The following is an 11,398-nucleotide window of genomic DNA, read 5'->3' as shown; positions in this document are numbered from 1 at the left end:
GGAGTTCCGCAAGATACAGAACGAGAAGGCGAAACTCTCTCTCAACCGCTTCGACATCGCCGCCGACCTGAAGGCATGGACAGAGGATTTCAGTGCCGTGGCAGAGAGAAAGGGCATCAGCGTAGGTGTGGAGACAAGCGAGGACCGCAGCATCGTGATTGCCGACCGTGAGAAGATAGCTCATGTGTTCTTCAACCTCATGACCAACGCCCTGAAATACACTCCGGCAAAGGGCACCATCACCGTGACGCTGGCTCATGCCGGCGGCAGATGCACGGTCAGCGTTGCAGACACTGGAAAGGGAATGTCGGAGGAAGACCAACGCCATATCTTCGAACGCTTCTATCAGGCTGCCGACTCCGTGGGTGGCACGGGTATCGGACTCGCCATCGTGAAGGCTTATGTAGACTTACACCATGGAACGGTGCAGGTGGAGAGCCGGCAGGGCAGTGGATCCACCTTCTCCTTCGTCATCCCCGACTCCCAGCCGGGATATGACGCCACGCTTGACAAGCAGACCGAGATACAGTCCGACACGCAGCTCATCGACGATTATTCGGTGAAGGATGTCGTGGCGGAACGAAACCTCTCGCTGGTGACAGGCAGCGAAGACTACGACAGCGACCGCCCTCTCGTACTCGTCATCGACGACAATGCCGGCATGAGGTCGTATATACGTTCCGTTCTCTCGTCTTCATACAATGTGATGGAAGCGCAGAATGGCGAAGAGGGCCTCTCGGTGGCAAAGAAGAACGTGCCGCAGCTGGTGGTATGCGATGTCATGATGCCGGTGATGGACGGACTGGAATTCTGTCGCTGCATGAAGACCGACATCGCCACGAGCCACATCCCCGTGATACTTCTCACGGCAAGAACCTTGGAAGATCAGCGGATAGAGGGCTACAACACGGGAGCCGACTCCTACATCACCAAGCCATTCTCTGTCGACACCCTTATGGCACGTGTCGCCAACCTGCTGAAGAGCCGTTCGCAGCTGAAGCTCATCTTCTCCGGTTCGCAGCAGGAACAGCAGGAGCAGGACGCTCTCGGCGAGAAAGACCAGACCTTCGTCTCCCAGTTGCGCGATGTCATAAAGCGCCACATCCCCGATGCCGACTATTCCGTAGAAGACCTTGGCAGCGAGATGGGACTCAGCCGTGTGCAGCTCTATCGCAAGGTGAAGGCGCTCACCGGCTATTCTGTGGTAGACCTCCTTCGCAAAGCCCGTCTGGCAAAGGCAAAGCGCCTGCTCGAAACCACCGACAAGAACATCTCCGAAGTAGCCTACGAAGTAGGTTTTACCACTTCGTCGTATTTCGCCAAGAGATTCAAGGAGGAATACGGAGTGAGACCGGGAGATGTGGAGTGATGGGTATTGGTAGGTTTAACCCAAACCGGTCATTAGACCGTTTGGGGGTTAATGCATCCCGATAGATGGATTCGTGTTGCTACAACGGTTTTTTCATAAATCAACGAATTTTTCAAGAAAACCGTCAACCATCTGGTCGTGTAAGTGGAAGTGCTTATGAATCAGATACTTGTGTGTTATTTATGACGAAAAAACCATCTGGTAATTGTCTGGACAGTTTAATGTTTTATTTACATTTGTCCGCTTTTGGCATCTCCTTTACGAACGTATTTTGCCTGTATTTTGTTATTGGGTATGTTTGCCAAAACAAAACCATAAACAATGACAAGGACAACCGGCATTTCATGAATAAAACATAGACTTGCTATTCGTAAAACATAGACTTGTAATTCGTAAAATATTGACCTCGGATTTCCCCCACGCCGTGGGGAACAGAACCCCCTAATGTGGGGATGTCTTCCCCCTGGCGTGGGGGGAAATATGGGATGCCGAAAGGCATGATACTTCTATGATACATCAATGATACTTTTCTGTAAAATATCCAGAAAAGTATCATCTGGTTAAGTCTTTAGTCTATAGAGCTTTAGAGGCTTGGCGGCGGCCAAGAATGATACTATGATACTTCGCAGCACATGTTGATTCCAGATGCGACACTATAAACCCAAAACGGTCATTAGGGCTTGCCTGGATTTTGATTTTTAAAAGAGTGGATTTTGTCTGGCTTTTAATGAGTAATAGCGGACTATTGTGAATTAAAAACAGGCAAAAGACGCCTTATAAATGACAAAAGACTGCAAGCAGTTGTAAAATATCACATTGAAACGGCCTAATGGTCGATTTGGGTTTAAAGGAAGAACAATAGGATGTCGGTCAAGCAAAGAGCTGTAATCTTTGCTTGGTCAATTTCTATTTTATGGATTTATCAAGAAATATACTGATTAATCGTAATTATTTTTGCTTGTATGATTAATTGTTGTATATTTGTAGCGTTGTTTCGCTTACAGAAAGAAACATTTTTGTCTTACTCTCAACATTTATGCTTATGAAGAGGAACTATCTATTCTTATTTGCATTTCTGCTCGCATTGCTGCCCCAGGTGGTGAATGCCGACACATGGTCGTTTGAGTGGAATACTTCAAAAGCTAATGGCGGACAGGGATTCTATAACTTCGGCACAAACCGTGTGGAAAAGGATTTCTATACCGCAGAGCTGAACGGACTGCAGTGGAACATCTCTGCAGTGGGTACCACAATTTATGCTTATACGGCAAACAAAGGACAGTATGTCGGTTCTGCTTCCGAACCGCCATCAAGCGTCAGACTCTGGACCGGCGGCATAGTCGGCAAGGTGACGGCAGTGCGCGTCAAAGCCTATCTGCAGAAAGCTGAATATGCCGGAGATGTCTCAGTGAGGGTGAACGGCAGCAGTTATCAGTGCGGCAAGTCGGCTTCGGCAAGTCTCTCTGCCGCAGAGACGGAGTTTGCATTCACCATAGCCGATGCCCGGGAAGGAGAGATAGAAATCACGATAAACCAGACGAGCGAGAACAAGGGACCTGTCTATCTGCGCAAGATAGAAGTGGACTACGAGAAGGAGCAGTCTGCCGTCATGCCGCCGGTATTCACACCAGCCGCCGGAACCTACGACGAGGCGCAGAGCGTGGCGATAACCACAGAGGCGACAACGGCGGCTGACCGTATCATATATTATACCACCGACGGCAGCAATCCTAAACTGGCCGACGGCTCCCGTATGACCTACACCGCTCCTCTGGATATCGCGGAGACCACCGTCGTAAAGGCCGTGGCGCAGGAAGGAGAGGAATACAGTGATGTGGTTGAGGCAAGGTATGTGATACGCAAAGATCCGCAGCTGAGCTTCTGTCAGCAGAACATCACGCTCACATCAGGCGATGACGGATATGCCGACCTGCTCAATCCGAACAAGCTGTCACCGATAGAATACAGTTCGTCGCAATGGGACGTATGTTCGGTTGACGACAAGGGATTTCTTGCCACTTCGTATGTGGAGTTCACTCAGACCGTTATCATCACTGCCACCTTTGCCGGCAATGACGAGTTCAAGCCGGGAGCGGCAAAGATGTTTGTCACCGTTGAGGCCAAGCAGCCGCTGAAGACTCCGGTGGTGACTCCGCCGGGCGGCACGTTCGACGCTCCGCAGGAGGTCACGGTGACTACCGATGACGAGAATGCCGTGACGATATGGTATTCCACCGAGGCAAAGGATGCCGAGGAATTCCAGGATGACTATACGAAGAGCACTGTAGTGGAAGGCAAGACCACCTCGTTTACTATAGACAAGAGCTGCACTCTGTATGTCATGACACGTGGATACAACCAGAATAGTGAGGTCGTTACGGCACAGTTCGTCATCAACGAACCGCTGGAGGCCGATTTCACCACCGACAGGGCGGCGACGGCATACTACGACCAGGGGTTTGACTCTGCAGAGGAGATGAATGATTGGACAGCAGACAACGGATGGAATCTTGTAAACAAGAAGTTCAGTTCTATAAAGGCAGACGACGCATATTCCATCGCAATATCCTATAATGCTCAGGAAACGGGCAATGCAAAGCTCACGAGTCCGGAGCTGACAATAGAGGAGGGGAGCAACGTTGAATTCTACGCATACTTCCAGGCACCATACCTCGTTTTCGGCAAGTGGACATTCAACATCATTGATACAGAAACCAATGAGAGCGCCACTCTGCTGAATGCTTTCGACTGGGCGCAGGATAATTCTTATACAGGACCTGGCTGGAATAAATTCTCGTTCGACCTTGCTGCATACACAGGCAAGAAAGTGAAGTTCGTGTTCGACTATCCGTTTGGAGGCGAGGATCTTGCCCTTGATGGTTTCCGCCTTGTCAAGTCAGACCCTGCCGCAGCAGATGAGATTCATATCTTCGAAGGTGAGAGCATAACGTTCAAGAGTCTTGCCAAGGGCAGTCCGGAGACGCTGCAATGGGAATTCCCTGGTGCTGACACGGAGACCTCTGCAGAGGAGAATCCTGTGGTGAGATACAACGTGGCAGGAACCTATGATGTCACTCTCACCGTGAAGCGTGGTGACGAAAGCGACAAGATGGAGCGCAAGGGTCTGGTGGTGGTTTCACAGAAAGCTCCAACGGCTCTCATCGGATTGCCGGAAGAGGGATATGAGAGTCCGTGGGTTGGCGTGTTCGTGCCTACAGACGTTCCGGTGACGTTCCGCGACCTGTCAACTGGAAATCCTACGGAATGGAACTGGGTGTTCCAGTTTGCCGACAAGGAGACGAGCACGGAGCAGAATCCTACGGTGACGTTCATCAAGAAGGGCACCGTCAGCGTGGGCCTGACTGCGAAGAATGCCGCCGGACAGAGCAACGACGTATTGCAATATGCGGTGCAGGCAGGTGGCGCACAGTATGTGTGGAATATCAGCAGCGAGGAGAACAAGAGTCTTGAGAAGATCACTCTGGGCTGGTATGGCAACTATGCCGGTAGCAACTGGCTCGGCATCAACAAGTTTGCAGAGAAATACAAGGCGCCTCTGGCGAATGCCACCATTTCAGAGGTTGCGGTATACTTCGCTTCGGTAACGGCTCTCGATGCCGATTGTCCTATCGTGCTCACGGTGAATGCCGTGGCAGACAACGGTGAACCGGGAGAGGTGCTCGCCACATCTACGGTAAAGACGGCAGACTTGCAATATAGCGACGACGACTATCTTGCCACCAAGTTCAATCTCGACACTACGGTGGACCTGAAGGCCGGCGAGGAGTTCTTTGTAGTGGTGGGACCATTCCCTAACTCTTCTCTCGAAGAATCGCCGTATACCAGCGACGACATCTCCATCTTCTGTCTGCGCCGTGGTGAAGGCAACAAGAACACGGCATGGCAGCTCGTGGAGGATCAGGACGAAAATGGCAACGGACTCGGCTCCTTCAAGTGGTTTGAGAATACCGACGACCCTACGTCGATGGCTATCGCTCCATGTGTGGAATACAAGGGCAAGATGGACGGCATAGTGACCGCCGGCTCTGATGTGCAGCAGAATGCCAAGGTGGTATCGGTATATACTGTCAGCGGACAGCTGACTGACGCTCCTCGTCATGGCGGAATGTATATCGTGAGATATTCTGATGGCACTTGCCGCAAGGTGATGTGGAAGTGATTCTTGGCGAGTAGACAAGTAAACAAGTAGACGAGTAGACAAGGAGATTAGTATTGCTTGTGATAGCAAGTTTTCAATACTAATGTTCTTTGTCTACTCGTCTTTTTGTCTCTATGCCTCTTGTCTACTCGTCAACTTGTCTACTTATAATAATGTGCATAGTTGAAGAAGGGGTCCGTGACAATGTTTTCGGCATCTTCCGTGAATGTGTGGCCGTAGGGGTCGCGGGCTATTATCCTTATTTTGGATTCGGCGCTCTTCGGCTCATAATAATATAGGTGGTTCATGATGAGATAGCTGTTCTGCTTGCTGATGAAGCGGAAACTCGTTGCCACGGCATATTTGTGGTGGTAGCCGGTGGCGAAGGCGTCCTGTCCCTTTGAGTTGATGCGCTGCATGGGATATTCCACTCCGTTCTCTTCGGCAGTGATGCGCCAGCGGGAGTCGGCATTGAATACGTTGGCTACTATTATCCTGCGGTCGCGAGGAAGGTCCCAGTCGGCGGCATAAGACTCGCCGTTGAAGTCGGTGTCGGCATGAAACAGTGTCATTTGCTTGTGGGCGTCCCAGAAGGTGCCTTTGTAGTAGCAGCTCACCATGCGGCCGCCTCTGAATGTGTAAACGTAATATCCGTTCGGAGTGCCGCAGATGTTGATGTTTGACTGCCAGATGTTTCCGCAGGCGGCGGCATGGCAGTGTTCTATCACGTGGTGGCCGTCAATCTCCGTCTCGTGGTTGATGGCGAAATGCGTGTGTCCGCAGAACAGCTCGTAGCCTCCGCTGAATTCTCTGAGCAGCGAGAGCAATGCCGGCAGACGCGATGATGAGTAGTGGCCCTTCTCATGAGCGGCGCTGAGAGGACGGGCTTTGCCGAAGGGACTGGTGCCGAAGGTGAAGGGGATGTGGTAGCATAGCACCACCTTCTTGCTCTTGGGCGTCAGCGCCAGGTCTTGTCGCAGCCATTTCATCTGACTGTCGGAGAGTTCGCCGGGCGAATAGTATGAGGCGTATTTGCCGTGGAACCTCACGTTGTTGAAACACACATAGTGTTCGTTGCCGCGGTCGAATGAATAGTCTGTCGGTCCCCATGCCTCTTCCCATTTGTTCAGATATTCCGGGTTGTTGTCTTGGTCGTGGTTGCCGATGACGGAGAATATCCTCATCTTCGACGAACCGAGCACTTCTCTTATCTGCTTTTCGAGCATAGGGTTGAAACCGCCGTAGTATTGCACGTCGTCGCCCATGCTGAGCCCATAGATCGGTGTTTCTTGTGGCAGCGAACGTATCGTGCGCCTTATGTCAGCCATCGTTTCCGTGGCAAACCTCTCCACATCGCCGATTTCCAGCGGCTTGTCGTCGGGACCGTTGTAGTATGGGTTGAAGTCGTTGGTCACCTGTGGGTCGCCAAGCACTATCATCTTGTAGTATTTCTCCACTCCTCCCTCCAGCTTCTTCAGTGTGAAACTGTATCGCGACACACCTTTGATGATGGGCTTGTAGAAATGTGCGGTGTGGTCTTTTGCAGAGTGTACGGGCACCTCGCAGTCTGCCGGCACGGTGAAGAATACGAAGCGTGCCGTGGAGTCGTTGGGCAGTTTGTAGCGTCCCAGCGAGTCGGTGGCGGCGCAGTCAATGCCGTTGCTCACCACTACGCCCGCCATCGGATTGCCTTCCGTGTCGGTCACGGTGCCGTTGATGAACGGTGGGGTGGTGGGCTCCTTCTTCTCCTCAGGTTTCTTATTTTCCGGTTTCTTTTCCGGTGCCTGCCTTTTCCTTGTCGCTATGCGGCGCACGGCGGTGGGCTTCTGTGGAAGCTCCTCTTCCATCCGCCAGCGCAGGGCATAGACTATTGCCGCTGCGAAGCATACGGCAGCGAGTATGGCGATTATCATATATTTGTTCTTCATTTACAGTATGCTCCTTCCTTGTTCTTCTTTTTGCTTGTCGTTGCGATACAATCCTGCAAATTTATGAAAAATATCGGTTCCAGAATCAAGGTTATAGATAAAAAAGAAACAAAAAATGCAGGCAACATTGTAAATATACTGATTATGATTACCTTTGCATGAATTTGCAAGTTTTTTTGAAACAATCGATAAAACATCAATCGTAATGAAAAGAAGAAATGAAATCTGCTACATCGTTGTTGTGGCTGTTATCGGCGTGTCGCTGTTGTTGGGATTCGCCGAAGAAGTGTTCGGACTCGACATGGGGTCGCTGTCGTGGATAGCACATTGGGTGTCGTCGCCGGTGGCTCTTGCCATCGGTTTCGCCTTCGCGTTGCTGCTGGGCAAGGCGTTCCCGGTGTTCAACAAAACGATGTCGAAGAAGCTCCTTCAGTATTCCGTCATCGGACTCGGTTTCGGAATGAATGTGGACAAGGCGCTCGCCTCTGGCAGCGAGGGAATGATATTCACCGTGGTCAGCGTGTTCGGCACGCTCGCCCTGGGATGGCTGTTCGGCAGGAAACTGCTAGGTGTGGACTCGCAGACGAGCTATCTGATCAGTTCCGGCACGGCGATATGTGGCGGTTCGGCGATAGCTGCCGTCGGTCCTATCATCAAGGCTAAGGCTGAGAGCATGTCGGTGGCGCTCGGCGTGGTGTTCGTGCTCAATGGCATAGCGCTCTTCATCTTCCCATCCATCGGCGATGCCTTGGGGATGACGATGAAGCAGTTCGGAATGTGGGCGGCGATTGCCATCCACGACACCTCTTCTGTAGTGGGAGCCGGTGCGGCATACGACCAGATGCATCCCGACCTGGTGGCGAGCCAGGGCGTGAGCGCATTGGAGGTGGCTACCACCATCAAACTGACGCGGGCGCTGTGGATAGTGGTTCTCGCTCTGGTCACTCCGTTCTTCTTCCGCCGTTCGCTGGCTCAGACAGATGGGGCTTCGAAACCATGGTATAGCTGTGTGCCTCGCTTCATCATCTGGTTTGTGGTGGCGATAATCTTCAATACCTACATATTGAGCAATGCCTCGCTGATCGGTGATGCTGCGGCGTCGGTGGGTGGCGAGTTCAGCGGTGCCGTGGCGAAACTCGCCAAACATCTCATCACTCTCTCGCTGTTCTTCATCGGAGCGTCGCTCACCAGGGAGACGCTGCGCAGCGTTGGCATCAAGCCGCTCATACAGGGCGTGCTGCTTTGGGTGAGCATCAGCTGTGTCAGTCTTGCCTATATCTTCTGGTTGGGATGAGGCTGATCTGTTATCACTGACGGCATAATGACCGTCTGAAACTGAAAAAAATGGGGGATGACCGGTCGCATTGACTGGTCATCCCCCTTGTCGATATTACTTGTTTTTTTGTGATTACAGACTTCCCACCACGGTCTTGGCATCGTTGCCCTCGAAAACGCAAACGCTGCTCACTGGCTGGTAACTCATGTGTGAGTATTGGAACAGCTGCAGGGCGGCAAACTATCTAAACCGAGCGGAGAATACGATTGATAATGAAATTTTCGGATGATGCTCATGAGAGGGTGGGGAGTGTTGTATCTATGGGGCATGAAATAATGTCGCAGAAAGGGCGGCAGAAGTGGAAAATGCCGCTTCCTGTCTGACAAGATGTCATATCTTTGGCATAATGTGACATTGGCACAGGCTTTGCAAAATGATTGACAGATTGCGAAAGCAGTCTGAGGAATCAATTAATATAGAAAATAATAAAAAATAGATACAATTATGGGAAAGATTATTGGAATCGACTTGGGTACAACAAACTCATGTGTTGCAGTGTTCGAAGGTAACGAACCGGTAGTAATCGCTAACAGCGAAGGTAAACGCACCACTCCATCAGTGGTAGGTTTCGTAAAAGACGGTGAGCGTAAGGTTGGTGACCCGGCAAAGCGTCAGGCCATCACAAACCCTAAGAATACGGTTTATTCTATCAAGCGTTTCATGGGTGAGACCTACGCACAGTGTGAAAAGGAAACAGGACGTGTGCCATTCACCGTTGTTAACGAGGGTGGTTACCCACGTGTAGACATCGAAGGACGTAAATATACTCCACAGGAAATCTCAGCCATGGTGCTGCAGAAGATGAAGAAGACTGCCGAGGACTATCTCGGACAGGAGGTGACAGACGCTGTCATCACAGTGCCTGCATACTTCTCTGACTCTCAGCGTCAGGCCACCAAGGAGGCTGGACAGATCGCCGGATTGAACGTTCGCCGTATCGTGAACGAGCCAACGGCTGCCGCTCTGGCATACGGAGTGGACAAGGCTAACAAGGACATGAAGATCGCTGTGTTCGACCTCGGTGGCGGTACATTCGATATCTCTATCCTTGAGTTTGGTGGCGGAGTGTTCGAGGTGCTCTCTACAAATGGTGACACACACCTCGGTGGTGATGACTTCGATCAGGTGATCATCGACTGGCTCGTAAACGGATTCAAGGCTGACGAGGGCATCGACCTCTCTAAGGATCCTATGGCTATGCAGCGTCTGAAAGAGGCTGCCGAGAAGGCAAAGATCGAGTTGTCAAGCTCTTCGTCTACAGAAATCAACCTGCCATACATCACGGCAGAAGGCGGTGTGCCAAAGCATTTGGTAAAGACTCTCACACGTTCACAGTTTGAGCAGCTGGCCCACAACCTGATTCAGGCTTGTCTCGTGCCATGCCAGAACGCTATCCGCGACGCAAAGCTCCAGACTTCAGATATCGACGAGGTAATCCTCGTAGGTGGTTCAAGCCGTATACCAGCAGTGCAGACTCTCGTGAAGAACTACTTCGGCAAGGAGCCCTCAAAGGGCGTTAACCCAGACGAGGTGGTTGCAGTGGGTGCTGCTATCCAGGGTGCCATCCTCAACAAGGAAGAGGGAGTTGGCGACATCGTATTGCTCGACGTTACTCCTCTGACTCTCGGTATCGAGACAATGGGTGGCGTGATGACAAAGCTTATCGACGCAAACACCACAATCCCTTGCAAGAAGAGCGAGACATTCTCTACAGCTGCCGACAACCAGACTGCCGTGACTATCCACGTGCTGCAGGGTGAGCGTCCGATGGCTGCCCAGAACAAGAGTATCGGTCAGTTCAACCTCGAGGGAATCGCACCGGCTCGTCGTGGTGTGCCACAGATTGAGGTGACATTCGATATCGATGCCAACGGTATCCTCAACGTTTCTGCAAAGGACAAGGCCACCGGTAAGGAGCAGGCAATACGTATCGAGGCTTCGTCAGGACTGAGCGAGGATGAGATCAACCGCATGAAGGCTGAGGCTGAGGCTAACGCCGCTGCCGACAAGGCTGAGCGCGAGAAGATCGACAAGATGAACCAGGCTGACTCTATGATATTCACCACAGAGAACTTCCTGAAGGACAATGGCGACAAGATTCCTGCCGACAAGAAGCCAGGCATCGAACAGGCTCTCCAGCAGCTCAAGGATGCTCACAAGAGTGGTGACGTGGCTGCCATCGACACTGCCATCAACAACCTCAACACCGTTATGCAGGCTGCCTCACAGCAGATGTATCAGGGCGCTCAGCCAGGTGCTGACGCAGGTGCCGGCTTCAACGGAGCCAACGCCGGTGGCACCCAGAACGACGCCGGCTCACAGAGCAACGGTGCCGACGACGTTCAGGACGCAGACTTCGAGGAGGTCAAATGAGACGCTCATAGATAAGCGTAGATAAAAGATAGATAAAGGGGGTGTAACTCAATGAGTTACGCCCTTTTTCTATTTTCAGGTTTTTATAAAGAATTCTTGAAAACTGGGCATAAATTTTATAAATTTGTACCGGACGTATATTGTTTACCACGTTGCAGTAAGATTGCGTGGAACGAACGACGGAAAGAAAAACTTTAGACAGCCGAAGTATAGTTTAACCCAAATCGCTTTCT

Annotated in this window: 5 protein-coding genes; 4 read left to right on the top strand and 1 reads right to left on the bottom strand. The window is 51.4% G+C overall.

Annotation, left to right across the window (positions count from 1 at the left end; genetic code table 11):
• The coding region (locus tag QVO99_RS08055; protein ID WP_288177065.1) for a hybrid sensor histidine kinase/response regulator transcription factor at positions 1-1,369 on the top strand (1,369 nt) is incomplete at its 5' end.
• 1,042 nt (positions 1,370-2,411) lie between these two features.
• Positions 2,412-5,549 carry a chitobiase/beta-hexosaminidase C-terminal domain-containing protein gene (locus QVO99_RS08050; protein WP_022317103.1) on the top strand — a complete coding sequence of 1,046 codons (3,138 nt, stop codon included), beginning with the start codon at positions 2,412-2,414 and terminating at the stop codon, positions 5,547-5,549.
• A gap of 140 nt (positions 5,550-5,689) precedes the next feature.
• Here the strand turns inward: QVO99_RS08050 and QVO99_RS08045 are convergent, their stop codons facing one another.
• The gene (locus tag QVO99_RS08045) at positions 5,690-7,456 is read right to left on the bottom strand and encodes a calcineurin-like phosphoesterase C-terminal domain-containing protein (protein ID WP_288177064.1); all 1,767 of its coding nucleotides are present in this window, start codon (positions 7,454-7,456) and stop codon (positions 5,690-5,692) included.
• A 205-nt stretch (positions 7,457-7,661) separates the two neighbouring features.
• Between QVO99_RS08045 and QVO99_RS08040 the strand changes: the two genes are divergently transcribed.
• Positions 7,662-8,750, top strand: a complete 1,089-nt coding sequence (locus QVO99_RS08040) for a YeiH family protein (RefSeq protein ID WP_022317100.1) — start codon at positions 7,662-7,664, stop codon at positions 8,748-8,750.
• A 486-nt stretch (positions 8,751-9,236) separates the two neighbouring features.
• Positions 9,237-11,165: a molecular chaperone DnaK gene (gene dnaK / locus QVO99_RS08035; protein WP_022317099.1), complete on the top strand. Its 1,929-nt coding sequence runs from the start codon at positions 9,237-9,239 to the stop codon at positions 11,163-11,165.
• Positions 11,166-11,398: the final 233 nt, after the last annotated feature.

The organism is Prevotella sp. CAG:592, from assembly GCF_000436015.1.
GTDB classification, from domain to species: domain Bacteria; phylum Bacteroidota; class Bacteroidia; order Bacteroidales; family Bacteroidaceae; genus Prevotella; species Prevotella pectinovora.
Note: the sequence above shows the minus strand (reverse complement) of the source record. Positions and strands in the feature narration are given on the sequence as shown.